Origin of the sequence: Pseudomonas grandcourensis, assembly GCF_039909015.1 — a bacterium.
In the GTDB taxonomy this organism is placed as follows: Bacteria; Pseudomonadota; Gammaproteobacteria; order Pseudomonadales; family Pseudomonadaceae; genus Aquipseudomonas; species Aquipseudomonas grandcourensis.
This window is the reverse complement of record NZ_CP150919.1, coordinates 1,369,833-1,390,372: the sequence shown is the minus strand read 5'-3', so window position 1 is coordinate 1,390,372 and position 20,540 is coordinate 1,369,833. Positions and strand designations below refer to the sequence as shown.

Annotated in this window: 22 protein-coding genes; 11 read left to right on the top strand and 11 right to left on the bottom strand. The window is 59.4% G+C overall.

Annotation, left to right across the window (positions count from 1 at the left end):
- Positions 1–25: 25 nt before the first annotated feature.
- The gene (locus AABM52_RS06070; RefSeq protein ID WP_347910922.1) at positions 26–1,927 is read right to left on the bottom strand and encodes a potassium transporter Kup; all 1,902 of its coding nucleotides are present in this window, start codon (positions 1,925–1,927) and stop codon (positions 26–28) included.
- Between the two features lie 293 nt (positions 1,928–2,220).
- Between AABM52_RS06070 and rimO the strand changes: the two genes are divergently transcribed.
- The 6 genes from rimO (at position 2,221) to tsaA (ending at position 7,291) form a co-directional block, all read left to right on the top strand.
- Positions 2,221–3,558, top strand: a complete 1,338-nt coding sequence (gene rimO / locus AABM52_RS06065; protein WP_347910921.1) for a 30S ribosomal protein S12 methylthiotransferase RimO — start codon at positions 2,221–2,223, stop codon at positions 3,556–3,558.
- Between the two features lie 112 nt (positions 3,559–3,670).
- A complete protein-coding gene (locus AABM52_RS06060) occupies positions 3,671–4,144 on the top strand; it encodes a GNAT family N-acetyltransferase (RefSeq protein ID WP_347910920.1) in 474 nt (157 codons plus the stop codon).
- 96 nt (positions 4,145–4,240) lie between these two features.
- On the top strand, positions 4,241–4,951 hold the full coding sequence (locus AABM52_RS06055; protein ID WP_046041187.1) for an rRNA pseudouridine synthase: 711 nt from the start codon (positions 4,241–4,243) through the stop codon (positions 4,949–4,951).
- A gap of 75 nt (positions 4,952–5,026) precedes the next feature.
- Positions 5,027–5,497, top strand: a complete 471-nt coding sequence (locus AABM52_RS06050; protein ID WP_347910919.1) for a DUF1456 family protein — start codon at positions 5,027–5,029, stop codon at positions 5,495–5,497.
- 136 nt (positions 5,498–5,633) lie between these two features.
- A complete protein-coding gene (locus AABM52_RS06045) occupies positions 5,634–6,404 on the top strand; it encodes an SDR family oxidoreductase (protein WP_347910918.1) in 771 nt (256 codons plus the stop codon).
- 185 nt (positions 6,405–6,589) lie between these two features.
- Positions 6,590–7,291: a tRNA (N6-threonylcarbamoyladenosine(37)-N6)-methyltransferase TrmO gene (gene tsaA / locus AABM52_RS06040; protein WP_347910917.1), complete on the top strand. Its 702-nt coding sequence runs from the start codon at positions 6,590–6,592 to the stop codon at positions 7,289–7,291.
- A gap of 132 nt (positions 7,292–7,423) precedes the next feature.
- Here the strand turns inward: tsaA and fpr are convergent, their stop codons facing one another.
- Complete coding sequence (fpr, locus tag AABM52_RS06035; protein ID WP_008054100.1) at positions 7,424–8,203, bottom strand: ferredoxin-NADP reductase; 780 nt, start codon at positions 8,201–8,203, stop codon at positions 7,424–7,426.
- Between the two features lie 122 nt (positions 8,204–8,325).
- Between fpr and AABM52_RS06030 the strand changes: the two genes are divergently transcribed.
- Positions 8,326–9,252: a LysR family transcriptional regulator gene (locus tag AABM52_RS06030; RefSeq protein WP_046041182.1), complete on the top strand. Its 927-nt coding sequence runs from the start codon at positions 8,326–8,328 to the stop codon at positions 9,250–9,252.
- On the opposite strand, the gene AABM52_RS06025 is transcribed toward AABM52_RS06030, so the two are convergent.
- The 3 genes from AABM52_RS06025 to AABM52_RS06015 form a co-directional block, all read right to left on the bottom strand.
- Positions 9,249–9,611 (bottom strand): diacylglycerol kinase, encoded by a 363-nt coding sequence (locus AABM52_RS06025; RefSeq protein ID WP_007996906.1) that lies wholly within the window; start codon positions 9,609–9,611, stop codon positions 9,249–9,251. The genes AABM52_RS06030 and AABM52_RS06025 overlap by 4 nt on opposite strands.
- A 75-nt stretch (positions 9,612–9,686) precedes the next feature.
- Positions 9,687–10,337 carry a response regulator transcription factor ErdR gene (gene erdR / locus AABM52_RS06020; RefSeq protein WP_008054094.1) on the bottom strand — a complete coding sequence of 217 codons (651 nt, stop codon included), beginning with the start codon at positions 10,335–10,337 and terminating at the stop codon, positions 9,687–9,689.
- Between the two features lie 218 nt (positions 10,338–10,555).
- Positions 10,556–11,314 carry a tRNA-uridine aminocarboxypropyltransferase gene (locus AABM52_RS06015; RefSeq protein WP_347910916.1) on the bottom strand — a complete coding sequence of 253 codons (759 nt, stop codon included), beginning with the start codon at positions 11,312–11,314 and terminating at the stop codon, positions 10,556–10,558.
- Positions 11,315–11,503: 189 nt separating this feature from the next.
- Between AABM52_RS06015 and AABM52_RS06010 the strand changes: the two genes are divergently transcribed.
- Positions 11,504–11,926, top strand: a complete 423-nt coding sequence (locus AABM52_RS06010; RefSeq protein ID WP_007990204.1) for a quorum-sensing-regulated virulence factor family protein — start codon at positions 11,504–11,506, stop codon at positions 11,924–11,926.
- Here AABM52_RS06010 and AABM52_RS06005 read toward each other — a convergent pair whose 3' ends face one another.
- The gene (locus tag AABM52_RS06005; protein WP_057716151.1) at positions 11,927–12,121 is read right to left on the bottom strand and encodes a hypothetical protein; all 195 of its coding nucleotides are present in this window, start codon (positions 12,119–12,121) and stop codon (positions 11,927–11,929) included.
- Between the two features lie 480 nt (positions 12,122–12,601).
- Here AABM52_RS06005 and AABM52_RS06000 point away from each other — a divergent pair, with 480 nt between their 5' ends.
- Entirely contained in the window at positions 12,602–13,720 is a 1,119-nt protein-coding gene (locus AABM52_RS06000; RefSeq protein ID WP_347910915.1) for a TIGR00730 family Rossman fold protein, read from the top strand.
- A 45-nt stretch (positions 13,721–13,765) separates the two neighbouring features.
- Here AABM52_RS06000 and recX read toward each other — a convergent pair whose 3' ends face one another.
- The 5 genes from recX to AABM52_RS05975 form a co-directional block, all read right to left on the bottom strand.
- Entirely contained in the window at positions 13,766–14,233 is a 468-nt protein-coding gene (gene recX / locus AABM52_RS05995) for a recombination regulator RecX (RefSeq protein ID WP_347910914.1), read from the bottom strand.
- Between the two features lie 8 nt (positions 14,234–14,241).
- On the bottom strand, positions 14,242–15,300 hold the full coding sequence (recA, locus tag AABM52_RS05990; RefSeq protein WP_347910913.1) for a recombinase RecA: 1,059 nt from the start codon (positions 15,298–15,300) through the stop codon (positions 14,242–14,244).
- Positions 15,301–15,383: 83 nt separating this feature from the next.
- Entirely contained in the window at positions 15,384–15,884 is a 501-nt protein-coding gene (locus tag AABM52_RS05985; RefSeq protein WP_046041286.1) for a CinA family protein, read from the bottom strand.
- 119 nt (positions 15,885–16,003) lie between these two features.
- Positions 16,004–16,345: a phage holin family protein gene (locus tag AABM52_RS05980; protein WP_347910912.1), complete on the bottom strand. Its 342-nt coding sequence runs from the start codon at positions 16,343–16,345 to the stop codon at positions 16,004–16,006.
- A 174-nt stretch (positions 16,346–16,519) separates the two neighbouring features.
- Positions 16,520–17,254, bottom strand: coding sequence for a S24 family peptidase (locus tag AABM52_RS05975; protein ID WP_347912589.1), 735 nt, complete (start codon positions 17,252–17,254; stop codon positions 16,520–16,522).
- Between the two features lie 209 nt (positions 17,255–17,463).
- Between AABM52_RS05975 and mutS the strand changes: the two genes are divergently transcribed.
- Positions 17,464–20,043: a DNA mismatch repair protein MutS gene (gene mutS / locus AABM52_RS05970; protein WP_347910911.1), complete on the top strand. Its 2,580-nt coding sequence runs from the start codon at positions 17,464–17,466 to the stop codon at positions 20,041–20,043.
- 142 nt (positions 20,044–20,185) lie between these two features.
- Positions 20,186–20,524: a ferredoxin FdxA gene (gene fdxA, locus AABM52_RS05965; RefSeq protein WP_347910910.1), complete on the top strand. Its 339-nt coding sequence runs from the start codon at positions 20,186–20,188 to the stop codon at positions 20,522–20,524.
- Positions 20,525–20,540 lie beyond the last annotated feature (16 nt).

Sequence of the window (20,540 nt, the reverse complement as noted above, 5' to 3'; positions counted from 1 at the left end):
GGTTGCGGGGGCTTTTTGATGAGGCTTACATCTCCACCTGCGTCCCCAACTCAATCACCCGGTTCAGCGGCAGATTGAAGAATCGCAAATTGCCGTTGGCGTTCTGCAACATGAAGGCAAACAACCCCTCGCGCCAACGGGCCATGCCTTCGAGCTTGGAGGCAATGACCGTCTCGCGGCTGAGGAAGTAGGTGGTGCGCATCGGGCTGAAATCCAGTTCATCGAGGTGGCACAGTTTCAGCGCCTGCGGTACGTCCGGCTCATCGGTGAATCCGAAATGCAGGATTACGCGGAAGAAACCTTCGCCGTAGGAATCGACCTCGAAGCGCCGTTGTGGTGGCACCCGCGGGATATCTTCGTACACCACTGTCAGCAACACCACTTGCTCGTGCAACACCTGGTTATGCAGCAGGTTGTGCAACAACGCGTGGGGCACCGCATCCGCCCGCGCTGTCAGAAACACGGCGGTGCCCTGAACTCGATGGGGCGGTTGTACGGCAATGCTGCTGATGAAGATCGGCAGCGGCAATCCACCCTCATCGATGCGCTCGACCAGCAACTGCTTGCCGCGCTTCCAGGTAGTCATCAACACAAACAGCACAATACCGGCGATCACCGGGAACGCCCCGCCCTGGACGATTTTCGGCACGTTGGCGGCAAAGTACAGGCCGTCCACCAGCAGGAAACCGAGCAGCACCGGAACGGCGAGAAGCGGTGGCCATTTCCACAACAGCAATATCACTGCCGCCACCAGGATGGTGGTCATCAGCATGGTCCCGGTCACCGCCACACCATAGGCCGAGGCCAGGGCTCCGGAGGATTCGAAACCAATCACCAACAGGATCACGCCGACCATCAGCGCCCAGTTCACCGCGCCAATGTAGATCTGGCCCTGTTCGGCGCTGGAAGTGTGTCGGATGTGCATGCGCGGGATGTAACCGAGCTGGATCGCCTGACGGGTCAGGGAGAACGCACCGGAAATCACCGCTTGCGAGGCAATTACCGTGGCTAGCGTCGACAGGCCAACCAGCGGAATCAACGCCCAGCTCGGTGCCAGCAGATAGAACGGGTTGCGAGCCGCTTCCGGATCACCCAGCAGTAGCGCGCCCTGGCCGAAGTAGTTCAACACCAGCGCCGGCAGTACAAGGATGAACCACGCACGTGCAATCGGCTTGCGGCCGAAGTGGCCCATGTCTGCGTACAGCGCTTCAGCGCCCGTCAGCGCCAACACCACAGCGCCGAGGATCGTCACGCCCATACCCGGATGGCTCATGAAGAAGCGGACGCCCCACACCGGGTTCATCGCTTCCAGGACTTCCGGATGCTGGCTGATGCCATAGACGCCCAATGCACCCAGCACAAGGAACCAGGTGACCATGATCGGCCCGAACAGAATGCCGATGCGTGCGGTCCCGTGACTCTGAATCAGAAACAGCGCGACCAGCACCACCAGCGACAATGGCACCACCCAATGGTCGATGCCTTCGAATGCCAGCCCCAGGCCTTCAATCGCCGACAGTACGGAGATCGCCGGGGTGATCATGCTGTCGCCATAGAACAACGCTGCGCCGATCAGTCCGCAGACCACCAGCAGCGTGCGCAATTTGGCATGCCCCGCCGCCGCCCGCCGGGCCAGTGCGGTCAAGGCCATGATCCCGCCTTCGCCCTGGTTGTCGGCGCGCAGTACAAACATCATGTACTTGATCGACACGACCCAGATCAGCGACCAGAAAATGAGTGCCAGAATCCCCAGCACCCCGTCATGGTTGACCGGCACGCCATAGCCTCCGGAAAACACTTCCTTGAGGGTGTACAACGGACTGGTGCCGATATCGCCATAAACCACCCCGACTGCCGCGACCAGCATGCCGATCGGCTTGACCGCCGAATGCTCGGCACCTGCAGCCTGACTACTTGCCTGACCCATCCACCACTCCTACTTCTCAGACCCGGGCTTCTTTGAAAGAAGCACTATGCTTTGTCGTGCAGCATGCGCTGTTTTACTTCACGTTACAGACGTTTTGTTGACTGTAAAAAATCAGTAAAGCGTAACGGCGCGAAGCATAGCGCAGCACTCGTCGTATTTCCCTGCATAAAGCTGGTCAAGTGAACGACTCATCGCTAGAATTGCGCACTTTTTGATCAGAGGCGCAGTTCAAGCGCCCGTCCGTCGGTTTTGCCCTGCCCGGCAAACGGCGTCACAAAATACCGAGGTTAGACATGTCCACCACTCCTGCGCCGGCCAATCCAAAGGTTGGCTTCGTATCCCTGGGTTGCCCCAAAGCACTGGTCGACTCCGAGCGCATCCTTACCCAGCTGCGCATGGAAGGCTATGACGTGGTGTCCACCTACCAGGACGCCGACGTCGTGGTAGTCAACACGTGCGGCTTCATCGATTCGGCCAAGGCCGAGTCCCTGGAAGTGATCGGCGAAGCCATCAAGGAAAACGGCAAGGTCATCGTGACCGGCTGCATGGGCGTCGAAGAAGGCAACATTCGCAACGTACACCCGAGCGTGCTGGCCGTGACCGGTCCGCAGCAGTACGAGCAAGTGATCAACGCCGTGCACGAAGTCGTGCCGCCACGCCAGGACCACAACCCTCTGATCGACCTGGTGCCGCCGCAAGGCATCAAGCTGACCCCGCGCCACTACGCCTACCTGAAGATTTCCGAAGGCTGCAACCACAGCTGCAGCTTCTGCATCATCCCGTCGATGCGCGGCAAACTGGTCAGCCGTCCGGTGGGCGATGTGCTCGACGAAGCCCAGCGCCTGGTCAAGTCCGGCGTCAAAGAGCTGCTGGTGATCTCCCAGGACACCAGCGCCTACGGCGTCGACGTGAAGTACCGCACCGGTTTCTGGAACGGCGCGCCGGTGAAAACCCGCATGACCGAACTCTGCGAAGCCCTGAGCACTCTCGGTGTCTGGGTTCGCCTGCACTACGTTTACCCGTACCCACACGTTGACGAACTGATCCCGTTGATGGCCGCCGGCAAGATCCTGCCGTACCTGGACATCCCGTTCCAGCACGCCAGTCCGAAAGTGCTGAAGTCGATGAAACGCCCGGCCTTCGAAGACAAGACCCTGGCGCGGATCAAGAACTGGCGCGAAATCTGCCCAGACCTGATCATCCGTTCGACCTTCATCGTCGGCTTCCCGGGCGAGACCGAAGAAGACTTCCAGTACCTGCTGAACTGGCTGACCGAAGCACAGCTCGACCGCGTCGGCTGCTTCCAGTACTCGCCGGTAGAAGGCGCACCGGCCAATGACCTGGACCTGGAAGTCGTCCCGGACGACGTCAAGCAGGACCGTTGGGAGCGCTTCATGGCGCACCAGCAAGCCATCAGCTCGGCGCGCCTGCAAATGCGCATCGGCCGTGAAATCGAAGTGCTGGTCGATGAAGTCGACGAGCAAGGCGCGGTCGGCCGCTGCTTCTTCGATGCCCCGGAAATCGACGGCAACGTATTCATCGACAACGGCAGCAACCTGAAGCCGGGCGACAAGGTCTGGTGCAAAGTGACCGACGCCGACGAATACGATCTGTGGGCTGAACAGATCTAAACGCAAAAAATACGCAAAGCCCCGCTCTCCTGACGAGATGCGGGGCTTTTTTACGGCTATTGTTTGAGGTTGAAAGGATTCCTATCAACCACTGCACAAGAGGCAGACGGGCATGCGTCAGCATTCGGTCATCCACACGCCGAAACTCGGCGACTACGAAGAATTGACCCGGGTCTGGGAGGCCTCGGTCCGCGCCACCCATGATTTTCTGCCGGACAGCTACATCGAACTGCTGAAGAACCTGGTGCTGACCCGCTACCTCGACTCGGTGATGCTGATCTGCACCAAGGATTCGAGCCAGCGCATCACCGGGTTCGCCGGCGTTGCGGCCGGCAAGATCGAAATGCTCTTCATCGACCCGGACCATCGCGGCCAGGGCCTGGGCAAGAAATTGCTGCGCTATGCCCTGGAACACCTGAACGCCTGCGAACTGGACGTCAACGAACAGAACCCGCAAGCCCTCGGCTTTTACTTCAAGCAGGGCTTCGAGGTCATCGGTCGCTCGGAGGTCGATGGCATGGGGCAGCCGTATCCGTTGTTGCACATGCGGATGCGTCAGGATGAAAAACTCACGCGCAATGGCTGATACACCATAAAACCAAAAACATGTATTGAAATGGAACCGGGATTAACCGGCGCCAGGCAGGTACAATGCCCACCCCCTTTTTGTTACGGCCCTGACATGACTGACCCGATTCGTCTCTCCAAACGCCTCATCGAACTCGTCGGCTGTTCCCGTCGGGAGGCTGAGCTGTTCATCGAGGGCGGCTGGGTCACCGTCGACGGTGTGGTCATCGACGAGCCGCAATTCAAGGTCGACACCCAGAAAGTCGAGCTTGATCCCGAAGCCAAGGCCACCGCGCCGGAACCGGTGACCCTGCTGCTCAACGTGCCCGCCGGCATGGATGCAGACACCGCCATGGCCACCCTCGGCGCCGAGACCCTGAGCGAAGAGCACCGCTACGGCAAGCGCCCGTTGCGCGGGCACTTCCTGCGCCTGACCGCCAGCACCGACCTGCAGGCCAACGCCAGCGGTCTGCTGGTGTTCACCCAGGACTGGAAAATCCTGCGCAAACTCACCGCCGACTCCAGCAAGATCGAGCAAGAGTATGTGGTCGAGGTTGAAGGCGAGATGGTGGCCCACGGCCTGAACCGCCTGAATCACGGCCTGACCTACAAGGGCAAAGAGTTGCCGGCGGTCAAGGCCAGCTGGCAGAACGAGAACCGCCTGCGCTTTGCCATGAAGAACCCGCAGCCGGGCATCATCGCCCTGCTTTGCCAGGCGGTCGGCCTCAAGGTCATCGCCATCCGTCGCATCCGCATCGGCGGCGTGTCCATCGGCAAAGTGCCGGTGGGGCAATGGCGCTACCTGTCCGGCAAAGAGAAGTTCTAAGGCTTTTCTCGCCGCCATACATTTCGGCGCCGCGCCTGGCCGCGACGCCCACAGCTGAATATCAGGACTGCCCACATGATTCATAACGACGTACTGCGCAGCGTGCGCTACATGCTCGACATCAGCGACAAGAAAGTCATCGAGATCATCAAGCTCGGCGACATGGACGTGACCCTGCCGGACCTGCTGACCTACCTCGACAAGAAAGAGGAAGACGAGGAAGGTTTCGTACGCTGCCCGGACGAAGTCATGGCGCACTTTCTCGACGGCCTGGTGGTCTTCAAGCGCGGCAAGGACGAAAGCCGTCCGCCGCAGCCGATCGAAGTGCCGGTGACCAACAACATCATCCTGAAAAAGCTACGGGTGGCGTTCGAGCTCAAAGAAGACGACATGCACGCGATCCTCAAGGCCGCCGAGTTCCCGGTGTCCAAGCCTGAGCTGAGCGCGCTGTTCCGCAAGTTCGGCCACACCAACTATCGCCCGTGCGGCGACCAGCTGCTGCGCAACTTCCTCAAGGGCCTGACCTTGCGCGTTCGCCCGCAATAAACGCCCGCTGGCCTTGAACGGCATGCATGCAGTTCAAGGCCGGGCCATATGGCCCCCCATTCCGCACAAAAATAGTGGCTCCGCTTCTGGCGGCTGACGACTAGGGTTTAAAGACCTCAGTTCTGAAGGATTCGCCATGCATCCCTACTTTTCCCTGCAAGGCCGCACCGCCCTGGTGACCGGCGGCACCCGTGGTATCGGCAAGATGATCGCCAAGGCCTACGTCGAGGCTGGCGCCATCGTGTACGTCTGTGCGCGCGACGTCGAAGCCTGTCTGCAAACCGCTGACGAACTCGGTGCACTTGGCCGCTGCCACGCCATCGCGGCCAACCTCGCCACCGAAGAGGGCGTCCTGCAACTGGCCACCCGCCTGGGCGAGCAGATCACTCATCTGGACATCCTGGTGAACAATGCCGGCACCACCTGGGGCGCACCGCTGGAGAGCTACCCGATCAAGGGCTGGGAGAAGGTCATGCAGCTCAATGTGACCTCGGTGTTCAACTGCATCCAGCAGTTCCTGCCCCTGCTGCGCAAGGCCGGCTCCGAAGCGAATCCGGCGCGGATCATCAACATCGGATCGGTGGCCGGGATTTCCTCCTTCGGCGAGCAAGCGTATGCCTACGGGCCGAGCAAGGCTGCGTTGCACCAACTGTCGAGGATTCTGGCACGAGAACTGGTCAGCCAGCACATCAACGTCAATGTGATCGCCCCGGGGCGTTTTCCGAGCAAGATGACCCAGCACATTGGCAGTGATGAACAGGCATTGGCCGAGGATACGGCGCAGATCCCGATGAAGCGTTGGGGCCGCGAGGAAGAGATGGCGGCGTTGGCGATCAGTCTGGCGAGTACCGCAGGGGCCTACATGACCGGGAATATCATTCCGCTGGATGGCGGGTTCAGTCTCTAGATCGGCGGTGCGGCCATCGCGGGCAAGCCACGCTCCCACAGGGTTCTCGAGCGCACACAGAACTTGTGCCCGCCACAAAACCTGTGGGAGCGTGGCTTGCCCGCGATGACGGACTTACAGGCGCCACCGGGCCAAAGGCCGTGTGGGTTATCATGCCTGCCTTAATTCCGCCTCGACCCCAAACCATGACCTACAGCGTTTCCCCCATCGGCTTCGTGCACTCCTGCTTCAAGGAGAAGTTCGCCATTCCGCGCCAACCCCAACTGGCCCCGGCTGCCCGTGGGGTGCTGGAACTGGTGGCGCCATTCGATCAAGGGGACGCGGTGCAGGGCCTGGAGCAGGTCAGCCACGTGTGGCTGCTGTTCCTGTTCCACCAGGCCCTGGAGGAAAAGCCTCGCCTGAAGGTCCGCCCCCCTCGCCTCGGCGGCAATAAATCCATGGGCGTGTTCGCCACCCGCGCCACCCACCGCCCCAATGGCATCGGGCAGTCAGTGGTGAAACTGGACAAGGTCGAAGCCGGCCGGCTGTGGATCTCGGGCATCGATCTGCTGGATGGCACGCCGATTCTCGATATCAAACCCTACGTGCCCTACGCCGACATCATCGACACAGCCGCCAACAGCATCGCCAGCGCTGCGCCGCAACTGATTCCCGTGCAGTGGACGGACACAGCGCTGCAACAGGCTCACGAGCATGCCCAGCGCCTTGCAGAGCCTTTGGTCGAGTTGATCGAGCAATGCCTGGCGCAAGATCCGCGCCCAGCCTATCAAACGCCTGCACCGGAGCGGGAGTACGGCGCGCAGTTTTGGGATGTCGATGTGCGTTGGCACTATCCGACACCGGAGCTGATCCGCATCCTTGAAGTTATCCCGGCAGCCAACACGTAGGAGCTGCCGCAGGCTGCGATCTTTTGACTTTGATGTCAGATCAAAAGATCGCAGCCTTCGGCAGCTCCTACAGGAAAGCAAAAAGCCCGCGTTGCCTTGAGGCAACGCGGGCTTTTCAGTGTTGCGCGCTTCTTACTTCTCGACGAACGCACGCTCGATCAGGTAGTCACCCGGCTCGCGCATCCGCGGCGAAACCTTCAGGCCGAAGCTGTTCAGCACTTCGCTGGTCTCGTCGAGCATGCTCGGGCTGCCGCACAGCATGGCGCGGTCGTCCTGCGGGTTGATCGGTGGCAGACCGATGTCGCTGAACAGCTTGCCGCTGCGCATCAGGTCGGTCAGGCGACCTTCGTTCTCGAACGGCTCGCGGGTCACGGTCGGGTAGTAGATCAACTTGTCACGCAGCGCATCACCGAAGAACTCGTTCTGCGGCAGGTGCTCGGTGATGAACTCACGGTAAGCGACTTCGTTGACGTAACGCACGCCGTGGCACAGGATCACTTTTTCGAAACGCTCGTAGGTTTCCGGGTCCTGGATGACGCTCATGAACGGCGCCAGGCCGGTACCGGTGCTGAGCAGGTACAAATGTTTGCCAGGCTTCAGGTCATCCAGTACCAGCGTGCCGGTAGGCTTCTTGCTGATGATGATCTCGTCGCCTTCCTTCAGATGCTGCAACTGCGAAGTCAGCGGACCATCAGGCACCTTGATGCTGAAGAACTCGAGATGCTCTTCCCAGTTCGGGCTGGCAATCGAGTAAGCGCGCATAAGCGGGCGGCCGTTGGGCTGCTGCAGGCCGATCATCACGAACTGACCGTTCTCGAAGCGCAGGCCCGGATCACGGGTGCACTTGAAGCTGAACAGAGTGTCGTTCCAGTGGTGAACACTGAGGACACGCTCGTGGTTCATGTTGCTCATGTACGTGGGACTCCTGGAGATTTTGCCTGCGCCAGTGATATGCGCAATTGCATCGCATTCTAAAGGCAGAGACAATATCTGTTAAATGGATTATTAAGATAAGGGTTATCGGTTATATCGATATGCGATTTACTCTCCGTCAACTTCAAGTATTCGTCGCCGTCGCCCAGCAGGAAAGTGTGTCCCGTGCCGCGGGCCTGCTCAACCTCTCACAATCGGCGGCGAGCACCTCGATCACCGAACTGGAGCGCCAGTGCAGCTGCCAGTTGTTCGACCGTGCCGGTAAACGGTTGAGCCTGAACGCCCTCGGAAAACAACTGTTGCCGCAAGCGGTGGCGCTGTTGGACCAGGCCAAGGAAATCGAAGACCTGCTCAACGGCAAGTCCGGTTTCGGCTCACTGGCCGTGGGCGCGACCCTGACCATCGGCAATTACCTGGCCACATTGTTGATCGGCAGCTTCATGCAGCGTCACCCGGAAAGCCAGGTGAAGCTGCATGTGCAGAACACTGCCAATATCGTGCAACAAGTGGCCCACTATGAAATTGATCTGGGTCTAATCGAAGGCGACTGCAGCCACCCGGACATCGAAGTGCAAAGCTGGGTCGAGGACGAACTGGTGGTGTTTTGCGCCCCCCAGCATCCGCTGGCCAAGCGCGGCACGGCCACCATGGACGAGTTGAGCCACGAAGCCTGGATCTTGCGCGAACAGGGCTCGGGCACGCGGTTGACCTTCGATCAAGCCATGCGCCATCACCGCACTTCGTTAAACATCCGCCTCGAGCTTGAACACACCGAAGCGATCAAACGCGCAGTGGAATCAGGTTTGGGGATTGGCTGCATTTCCAGGCTGGCTTTGCGCGACGCATTTCGCCGCGGCAGCCTGGTGCCTGTCGAGACGCCGGATCTGGATCTGGCGCGACAGTTTTATTTCATCTGGCATAAACAGAAATATCAGACCTCGGCGATGCGCGAGTTCCTCGATCTGTGCCGCGCCTTCACCGCCGGGGTCCAGCGCAGCGACGAGATCGTGCTGCCGACGATCGCTTAGAGCAGAATCACCGCCCACACCAGGGCAATCATGCTCAATGCCACGAACTGGGCGGCACTGCCCATGTCCTTGGCATTCTTGGACAGCGGGTGCCGCTCAAGGGAAATGCGGTCGATGGCCGCTTCCACTGCCGAGTTGAGCAACTCGACGATCAACGCCAACAGGCATACCGCGATCAACAACGCCCGTTCGACCCGGCTGACATTCAGGAAGAACGACAAAGGAATCAGGATGACGTTGAGCAATACCAATTGCCGAAAGGCGGCTTCACCGGTGAAGGCTGCGCGCAGGCCGTCCAGCGAATAACCGGAAGCATTGAGAATACGTTTCAGGCCGGTCTGGCCTTTGAAAGGTGACATAGAGTGGGCAACTGGCAAAAAAGAAGTGAGAAAGCTAGTTCAACCAAAGTCAAAAAAGCGTGAATTTGCCAGCCTTTAATGGCTGGAAATTGACTCAAGTTGTTGCAAGAGCAGCGCGGCCTGGGTCCGGGTCCGCACATTCAGTTTACGGAAAATCGCGGTCACGTGCGCCTTGATAGTCGCCTCGGAAACGCTCAGCTCGTAGGCGATCTGCTTGTTCAGCAAGCCTTCGCAGACCATGGTCAGCACACGGAACTGTTGCGGGGTGAGGCTGGCAAGCCCTTCGCTGGCCGCCTTGGCCTCATCCGAGACGCTGACCGCTTCGAACGCCTGCGGCGGCCAGAACACGTCGCCATCGAGGACCGCACGCACGGCTTTCTGAATCACGCTCAAGTCGCTGGATTTGGGAATGAAGCCACTGGCACCGAATTCACGAGACTTGACCATGATGGTCGGCTCTTCCTGGGCCGAGACCATGACCACCGGAATCTGCGGGTACTGCCCGCGCAGCAGGACCAGCCCGGAAAAACCGTAGGCCCCCGGCATGTTCAGGTCCAGCAGCACCAGATCCCAGTCGGACTTTTCGGTCAGGCGAACTTCCAGTTCGGCGATGCTCGCCACTTCCACCAGACGCACATCCGGGCCAAGGCCCAGGGTCAGCGCTTGATGCAAGGCACTACGAAAAAGTGGGTGGTCATCGGCAATCAGGATTTCGTATGTGGCCATTTTTCAAATGATCCTGTTTTTCATGGGACGCCCGATGCATTCGGACCTCGCCAAAGCAAGTCAAGACACAGCCACGGAGCTGCACTGACAAGGCACGCTCAACGCAAAAAACGGCGTCGAAAATTCCGGTCGCACCCTAATCGGCGCCAAGCATGCCCAGCGAAGCCGGGGTGGTCAAGCAGCATGGCCGGTACACTTTATTGCAGTATGCGCGACAATCAGTCCATCAATGGGGTGACCGACCGGACATAGGGCATCAACTCGGCGTGCGCCGGGGTCGAAACGTTCATGTCCAACTGGTGTTTGGCGTCGAGGTAATGCTGGCTGAACACATCGAAATAGGCATCCAGCGCCGATGCCGCGGCGACATCGCCTGCAAGGTCGAGGCATAGCGCCGCCACTTCCGCGGTGCACAGATGCTCGCTGCGGGTCGAGCGGCGCAACCGGTAGCGGGAGAGTTTCTCCGGCAGCAGGCTGAGGATCGGCAGTCGGTCGAAATAGGGGCTCTTGCGAAAGATCTTTCGCGCTTCGGTCCAGGTCGCATCCAACAGAATGAACAGCGGGCGCTTCGTGCCATCGACGTCCACAGTGTTTGTCACGCGTTCAGGTTCGACGTACTCCCCCGGGAACACCAGGTAAGGCTGCCATTGCGGGTCGGACAACAGCGCCAGCAACTTCGGATCGGTCTCGGTACGGGACCAGATGAAGGCATGGTTGTCAGGCACCACGTCGGCGATCAGCCAACCGGTGTTGCTCGGTTTGAACACTTCCTTGTTGGTCATAATCAGGCAAACGCCGGAGCGGGTAGCGACCTGCGGGCGCCATGCGCACAGGCAGTGGCTCTCGATCACCCGGCAGTCACGGCAGCGCGTCGCGCGCCAGCCGCGGGCCTGAATCGGCTTGATGCCCTCCTCCTCACGCTGATCGCGCAAGCGGGCTACGGCATTCAAGGCAAAGCGCGCGGGGGTATGACTCATAGTGGGCAATGCCCACAGAGAAGGGAAATCGACACGAAAAACACTCGACAGGGTAAAAAGTGCCAGCAGTTTACCAGACCGCCCGGCGCAAGCCTGTACCGTCCAGCCCGCCTCCCCTATAATTCGCCGCCACTGAACGCACAGCCACGTGACGGGTCAAACCCCGCATCACTGAACCAGGAGAGTTTCATGCTGCGCCTTATCGTTCCTACCGCGGCCATTTTGCTGGCGTCGTCCTTCAACGCCCAGGCTGCGTCCTTGAAAGACACGGAACTGAACAAAATGCTGCAAAACGTCGCCACCCAGAGCAGCGTCGGCACTCCTCGAGCGATCAACGAAGACATTCTCGATCAAGGCTACACCGTTGAAGGCAAACAGCTGATCAACCACCTGAGCGTGCAGAGCAGCCACGCCGACAAGATGCGTGCAGACCCGAAAGCCGTGTACTTCCAGTTGGGCGCTTCTGTCTGCCGAAACGAAGGGTTTCGCAAGCTGATGGCCAAGGGCGCGATCATGCGTTACGACTTCACTGAGGTGAAGACCAACCGCCCGGTCGGCTCCGCAAGCTTCCAGGAGTCGGATTGCCTGCAACCGGCCAAGAAGAAAAAGTAATCACCTGGAATTGGCGCGCCGTTGTTCATCTTCGGCGCGCAGTTCTGCCAGCAGCGCCTGCAAGTAATGTGAACGACGCTCGCCACCGCGCAAACGTCGGCAGCACTCCTCTTCGAGACTCAAATGATGGGTCTCGGCTGATGACTTCAGCAATCGATACAGTTGCGTATCGATCTCCAGAACAACTCTGGCCATGGTTTCCCGCCTCCCTGCACTTCACTCATGTTTGAGTGATAAATCCTTGAATTGCTTGTACCGTGCGCCCTGCCGTTGACGCAAAGTTGTCGTGTGACGCCTGTAACTTAGTAAATCAGAGTGCAGCACATGCGACGCATGTTCAGACGAGCGGTGAAAGCACCTTGCAAATCATCAATAAGCGGTTGCCAGGAAAGACTTTGTGGCGCAATGATCAAGACAGCGCAATTCACTGTGAAGGCCTGGATTTCAGGATATCCACCTATACTTTTTCAAGGCCGGAAAGGGGCTGGCCGTCGATTGTCGTGTAGTGCGAACGTTTCTTTCATCCAAGGGAAAACAGAGCCTGTTTGGATGATCCGAGCCTTTCGGGTCAAGTAGGTCGCCCAGGCATGGGCCTGGGCAGACAGCGACACATGAAGTGTCGTGGCACCGACTTACGTTGTCGGGCCGAGGGTTCTGTGCAGAAGGAGAAGTTGAATGCCTTACCAACCGAATGACCTCCTGAGCCGTCACTTTGAAGAAAGCGGCCACGACCTCATCAGCAAGGTCGAAGAACAGCTCAAGCTGATTTCACCCAACAGCCCGAACATCCCGATCTACCGTGACATGATCCTGACCGTGCTGCGCATGGCCCAGGAAGACCACAATCGCTGGAATGCCAAAATCACCCTGCAAGCCCTGCGCGAACTGGAACAGGCTTTCCGCGTGCTCGAACAGTTCAAGGGGCGGCGCAAGGTCACTGTTTTCGGCTCGGCCCGTACCCCCATGGAACATCCGCTCTTCAACATGGCCCGGGAGCTCGGCGCCGCGCTGGCGCGCTCGGACATGATGGTGATCACTGGCGCCGGTGGCGGCATCATGGCCGCTGCGCATGAGGGCGCCGGCCTGACACACAGCCTGGGCTTCAACATCACCCTGCCCTTCGAACAGCATGCCAACCCCACTGTCGACGGCACGACCAACCTGCTGCCTTTCCACTTCTTCTTCACCCGCAAGCTGTTCTTCGTCAAGGAAGCCGACGCCCTGGTGCTGTGCCCGGGTGGCTTCGGTACGCTGGATGAGGCACTGGAAGTGCTGACACTGATCCAGACCGGCAAGAGTCCATTGGTACCCGTGGTGCTGCTCGACGCGCCGGGCGGCAAATTCTGGCAAGGCGCACTGGACTTCATTCACCAGCAACTGGAGGAAAACCACTACATCCTGCCCACTGACATGAAGCTGGTGAAACTGGTCTACAACGTCGAAGAAGCGGTAGAGCACATCAACCAGTTCTACAGCAACTTCCACTCCAGTCGCTGGCTCAAGCATCAGTTCCTGATTCGCATGAATCACACACTCAGCGACCACGCACTCGAACACATGCAGGAGGCTTTCGCCGACCTGTGCCTGAGTGATCATTTCCATCAGCGCGCGTACAGTGGCGAGGAACATGACGAAACCGAATTCAGCCATTTGGCGCGGCTGGTCTTCAACTTCAACGCCCGTAATCATGGTCGTCTGCGCGAGCTTGTGGACTTCATCAACCTGCCGGAAAACTGGGCACAATCAAAACCCCAGGTACAACAACGCACCCGGGAGCCGTCAAAGGTTTCGTGAGGTATAAAAAAACGGCCCGCTATCGAAATAGCGGGCCGTTTCAGTTCAATCGTCCATCCCTCGACCGCTGAACAGGCGGTTGATCATTTCCATGGAGTATCCCCTATACGCCAGGAACCTGCCTTGTTTGGCTCGCTCCCGGACGTCCGCCGGCAATTGCCCGGAGAACTTGCGCCGCCAGGTGTCGGCCAGTTGCTCCTGCCAGTCGATACCGCTCTCACGCAGGGCGAGTTCAATATCGGTGCGCTGCAGGCCGCGCTGACCCAACTCTTCACGAATGCGTAAAGGGCCATAACCGGAACGGGCGCGGTAGGAAACGAAGCTTTCGAGGTAACGGGTTTCGGACAACAACCCCTCTTCCGTCAATCGGTCGAGTGCTGTTTCGATCATTTCGGGAATGGCGCCGCGCTGACGCAGTTTACGCGTCAGCTCGACACGACCGTGCTCGCGTCGTGCGAGCAGGTCCATTGCGGTTCGCCGCACCGCGACGGGTGTATCGAGTACGGCGGTCATTGCTTCGATCAGATATCAGCGTCAGCCAGGTCGTCTACGGTCTCTTTGACCGCAGAAGCTTTGGCATCTGCTACCGATGACGGGGACAGCAGCTTGTCACGCAGTTGCTTCTCCAGCTTTGCCGCGACTTCCGGGTTATCCGCCAGGAACTTGGCCGAGTTGGCCTTGCCCTGACCGATCTTGGTGCCTTCATAGGCATACCAGGCGCCGGACTTCTCAACGAAACCGTGCAGAACACCCAGGTCGATCATCTCACCGTTGAGGTAGATGCCCTTGCCGTAAAGAATCTGGAACTCGGCCTGACGGAACGGCGAAGCCACCTTGTTCTTCACAACCTTGACGCGGGTTTCGCTACCGACGACCTCATCACCTTCCTTCACCGCGCCTGTACGACGGATGTCCAGACGAACCGATGCGTAGAACTTCAGTGCGTTACCACCGGTGGTGGTTTCCGGGCTACCGAACATCACGCCGATTTTCATACGGATCTGGTTGATGAAGATCACCAGGCAGTTGGCGTTCTTGATGTTACCGGTGATTTTACGCAGCGCCTGGGACATCAGACGGGCTTGCAGGCCCACGTGCATGTCACCCATTTCGCCTTCGATTTCAGCCTTTGGCACCAGCGCGGCCACGGAGTCGACGATGATCACGTCAACCGCGTTGGAACGCACCAGCATGTCGGTGATTTCCAGGGCCTGCTCGCCGGTGTCCGGCTGGGAAACCAGCAGGTCGTCGACGTTGACGCCCAGCTTGCCGGCGTACTCAGGATCGAGGGCGTGTTCGGCGTCGACGAATGCACAGGTCGCGCCGGCTTTTTGAGCCTGGGCGATCACGGACAAGGTCAGCGTGGTTTTACCGGAAGATTCAGGACCATAGATTTCAACGATACGGCCTTTTGGCAGGCCGCCGATGCCGAGAGCAATGTCCAGACCCAGAGAGCCAGTGGAGATGGCCGGGATCGCCTGACGGTCCTGATCGCCCATACGCATTACGGCACCCTTGCCGAATTGACGTTCGATCTGACCCAGGGCCGCAGCCAAGGCTTTCTTCTTGTTGTCGTCCATTAAAGTCCTCACGTAATCAATAAGGCCTGACGGCCAACACCTGTATAAGTAGCCAGTATTATTCCACAGCGATTCCGGATCGCCTACCCCTGATTTGAGATTTCTGCCGCGGCATACCGCAGCAGCCCCTCTAGCGCGGCCCTCACCGTTTGTCGGCGGACGTCATCACGATTACCCGGGAAGTGCTGCCGTTCACAGAACACCTGATCTCCAACGCCCCAGGCCAGCCATACCGTGCCAACCGGCTTGTTCGCCGTTCCCCCATCCGGACCGGCGATGCCACTGACCGCCACGGAGAAATACGCGCTGTTTTTCTTCTGCGCCCCCCGCACCATGGCCTCGACCACCTCGCGACTGACCGCACCCACGGTGGTGAACAACTCCACCGGGACATCCAGTTGCAGGGTTTTCTGCCGGTTGGAGTAGGTGACATAGCCGGCCTCGAACCAGGCCGAACTCCCGGGGATACGGGTGATTGCCTCGGCGATGCCGCCGCCGGTGCAGGACTCCGCCGTTGTGACGTGGGCATTGAGAACCTGCAGGCGTCTGCCGAGTTCGGCGGCGAGCTGGGTGATTTCGTTCACGGTCATCTCCTGATCGGGCGGGATGAGGTTAACCGTACACGAGCAGACCGCACTTGCAAGCGACAGGAGCGATCAAAATGTAAAGAACCAGAGGCTCTGGAAAAGGCCTGTCGGGGGAATCAATCTTCGACTTCACCGGACGGGCCATGACCGCCCCACATACGCCTGGCCACCCAACGTTCATACAACCCCAGAACTACTTCTGTCCCGGCCATCGCCGCTAAACAACCACCCGCACAGGCAGCCCAGATGGAAACATTGGCGGCGTGCAGCAGCATGATGACCGAGGCACCGCAGATCATGCTGGAGCCAGACCGCAGGCTCAGGCGCCGGACGAGGGGCCAACCACGAACGCCCTCTTTATCGGCACGCCACATTTCTCCGGTAACGCCACCGAGTATTGGCAGGCTGATGACCAGCCACAGAGGCATGTCCAGCAACGCATATTGCTCAACGGTCATTTCATGCCTCCTTGAGTGAACGGTCACATCGCGTTCTTGCCTGGACAGGCAAGCAGATTATGCATTGATGCATATTCAGTCAATGCATTAACGCATTTAAAAGATGAGCCAATGTTTTCAGCTCGCGAAAAAAAGCCCGCTCGGGAAGCAGGCTTTATCTGAACGCCGGGAGTGTTAGCGGGCGTACATGCCCCACCAGAAGACATGTCCCAGGATAACAATCGGCTCCTCCTGGACTTCCTGAAAGGTGTAATCTTCGTCCGGGTGCTCATCACGATTGAAGCTGCGCAGACGGATTCCGGACGGCAGGCGATACAGCTGTTTCACCCGCAATTGGCCGTTGTGATTGATTGCATAAAGGTCGCCGTCAACGATATCGCCAATGCCGCACTTGCCGGCATTGACCCCGACCGTGGCGCCGTCGCGCAGCACCGGCAACATGCTGTTGCCCCGCACTGTCACGCATTTTGCCTGGTCGAACTGCACACCGTTATGGCGCAGGCTTCGCTTTCCGAAGCGCAGGCTAGAGCGCTCGCTTTCTTCAATGACGAATCTTCCTGATCCTGCTGCCAATTCAACCTCGCGAAGAAAGGGGACCGACACCTCGTCGTCATCGACAGGGGTATCGTCATCCCACAGACTTATATCCTTGAGTTCCGAATGCACGGGAGCGCGCCCGGCATTAGCGGCAGACGAGACGTCCGCGCGACCACGTAACTGGTCGGTGCTCAAGGAGAAATACTCGGCGATCTTCGAAATATGTTTATCCGATGGATCGACGATCTTCCCGCTGAGAATGCGCGAGAGCGTGGATTGAGGCACGCCGGTACGACGGTGAAGCTCCGTAGGGGAGATCCCGTGCTGATCGAGCAATGCTCTTAATACGGTAGATACGTTGCGTTTATGCATAACCAACATACTGCTTGCTCTTCTCGAAGAAGACAATGTCGATTTGCATAATCGATGCATAACACGATTTTTGCATCGTAAAAGATGTCACCCGGCCGTGGTGCCTGCGTCGGGTAGACCGCCCATGGTAACCTTGCGCCCATCGCGGAAAAGCCCGGCCATTGCCCCGCTTTTGCCCCACCTCTTTCAACGAGCTTCCTGACAATCCGATGAATAAAGCCGTCTCTGACCTGTCCTCCCACACCCCGATGATGCAGCAGTACTGGCGCCTGAAAAACCAGCACCCCGACCAGTTGATGTTCTACCGCATGGGCGACTTCTACGAGATCTTCTATGAAGACGCGAAGAAGGCCGCCAAGTTGCTGGACATCACCCTGACGGCCCGCGGGCAGTCGGCCGGGCAGGCGATTCCGATGTGCGGGATTCCTTACCACGCCGCCGAGGGTTACCTGGCAAAACTGGTGAAGCTTGGCGAATCGGTGGTGATCTGCGAGCAGGTCGGCGATCCGGCCACCAGCAAAGGGCCGGTGGACCGGCAGGTGGTGCGCATCATCACCCCGGGAACGGTGAGTGACGAAGCACTGCTCGACGAGCGTCGGGACAACCTGATCGCCGCCGTCCTGGGCGATGAGCGCCTGTTCGGCCTGGCGGTGCTGGACATCACCAGCGGCAACTTCAGCGTGCTGGAAATCAAGGGTTGGGAAAATCTGTTGGCGGAACTGGAGCGGGTCAACCCGGTGGAACTACTGATCCCGGATGACTGGCCCAAGGACCTGCCGGCGGAAAAACGCCGTGGCGTGCGTCGCCGTGCGCCGTGGGATTTCGAGCGTGATTCGGCGCTCAAAAGCCTGTGCCAGCAATTCTCGACTCAGGATCTCAAGGGCTTTGGCTGCGAAAACCTGACTTTGGCCATCGGCGCCGCCGGTTGCCTGCTGGCCTACGCCAAGGAAACCCAGCGCACTGCCCTGCCCCATTTGCGCAGCCTGCGTCATGAACGCCTGGACGACACCGTGGTGCTCGATGGCGCCAGCCGTCGCAACCTGGAGCTCGACACCAACCTGGCCGGGGGGCGCGACAACACCCTGCAATCGGTGGTGGACCGCTGCCAGACCGCCATGGGCAGCCGCTTGCTGACCCGCTGGCTAAATCGCCCGTTGCGCGATTTGACCGTGCTGTTGGCGCGCCAGACTTCGATCACTTGCCTGCTCGACGGTTACCGCTTCGAAGGGCTGCAACCGCAGCTCAAGGAAATCGGCGACATCGAGCGGATTCTTGCGCGGATCGGCCTGCGCAATGCCCGTCCCCGCGACCTCGCCCGCTTGCGTGACGCCCTGGGCGCACTGCCGGAACTGCAAGTGGCAATGACGGAGCTCGAAGCCCCGCACCTCCAGCAACTCGCCACCATCACCAGCACCTACCCGGAACTGGCGGCACTCCTGGAAAAAGCCATCATCGACAACCCGCCCGCAGTCATTCGTGACGGCGGCGTGCTGAAAACCGGCTACGACAGCGAACTCGACGAACTGCAGTCGCTGAGCGAAAACGCCGGGCAATTCCTGATCGACCTCGAGGCACGGGAGAAGGCTCGCACCGGCCTGTCGCACCTGAAGGTCGGTTACAACCGCATCCACGGTTACTTCATCGAGCTGCCAAGCAAGCAGGCGGAATCGGCACCGGCCGACTACATTCGCCGCCAGACGCTCAAAGGCGCCGAGCGTTTCATTACGCCGGAACTCAAGGCGTTCGAAGACAAGGCACTGTCAGCCAAGAGTCGCGCCCTGGCCCGCGAGAAGATGCTGTACGAAGCACTGCTCGAGGACCTGATCAGCCAGCTGCCACCGCTGCAGGACACTGCCGGCGCCTTGGCCGAGCTGGACGTTTTGAGCAACCTGGCCGAACGTGCACTGAACCTCGACCTGAACTGCCCACGCTTCGTCAGCGAACCCTGCATGCGCATCACCCAGGGTCGCCACCCGGTGGTCGAACAAGTGCTGACCACGCCGTTCGTGGCCAACGACCTGAGCCTGGACGACAACACCCGCATGCTGGTGATCACCGGTCCGAACATGGGCGGTAAATCCACCTACATGCGTCAGACCGCCTTGATCGTGCTCTTGGCGCACATCGGCAGCTTCGTGCCGGCAGCGAGCTGCGAATTGTCGCTGGTGGACCGCATCTTCACCCGAATCGGTTCCAGCGATGACCTGGCCGGCGGGCGTTCGACCTTCATGGTGGAAATGAGCGAAACCGCGAACATTCTGCACAACGCCACTGAGCGCAGCCTGGTGCTGATGGACGAAGTCGGACGTGGCACCAGCACCTTCGACGGTCTGTCCCTGGCATGGGCGGCGGCCGAGCGCCTGGCGCATCTGCGTGCCTACACGCTGTTCGCCACCCACTACTTTGAACTGACCGTCCTGCCGGAAGCCCAGCCGCTGGTGGCCAACGTGCACCTCAATGCCACCGAGCACAATGAACGCATCGTGTTCCTGCACCACGTGCTGCCCGGGCCGGCCAGCCAGAGCTATGGCCTGGCCGTTGCGCAACTGGCAGGCGTACCGAGCGAGGTCATTACCCGTGCTCGCGAGCATCTGAGCCGCCTGGAAGACACCGCCCTGCCCCATGAAACACCGGCACCGGCCAAAGGCAAACCGGCAGCACCGCAGCAAAGCGATCTGTTCGCCAGCCTGCCGCACCCGGTGCTGGATGACCTGGCCAAGCTCGACCTGGACGACATGACACCACGTCGTGCTCTCGAAATGCTCTATACACTAAAGACACGGATCTAACGCAGCGGCTTGCAAGCTGTTAGAATCTCGCGCGGTTTGGGATGCTGCTGGCTAATAGCCTGGCCAGCAGACTATCGCTCCCGAACCTGGCGACCCCTACGAGAAGGGGCGCAGCAAGCCGCGCCTGAGGAGAAAATTAGAAATGACCTTCGTCGTCACCGACAACTGCATCAAGTGCAAGTACACCGACTGCGTAGAAGTCTGTCCGGTGGACTGCTTTTACGAAGGCCCGAATTTCCTGGTGATTCACCCGGATGAGTGCATCGATTGCGCGCTGTGCGAACCTGAATGCCCTGCCGTGGCTATCTTCTCCGAAGATGAGGTTCCGGCCGGCATGGAGAACTTTATCGAGCTGAACGCTGAGTTGGCCGATATCTGGCCGAACATCACCGAGAAGAAAGAATCGTTGCCTGATGCAGAAGAGTTTGATCGCGTCATCAACAAATCTGTTGGCAACAAGCTCAAAGACCTCGAACGCTGATTACCCCCGCGTTCCT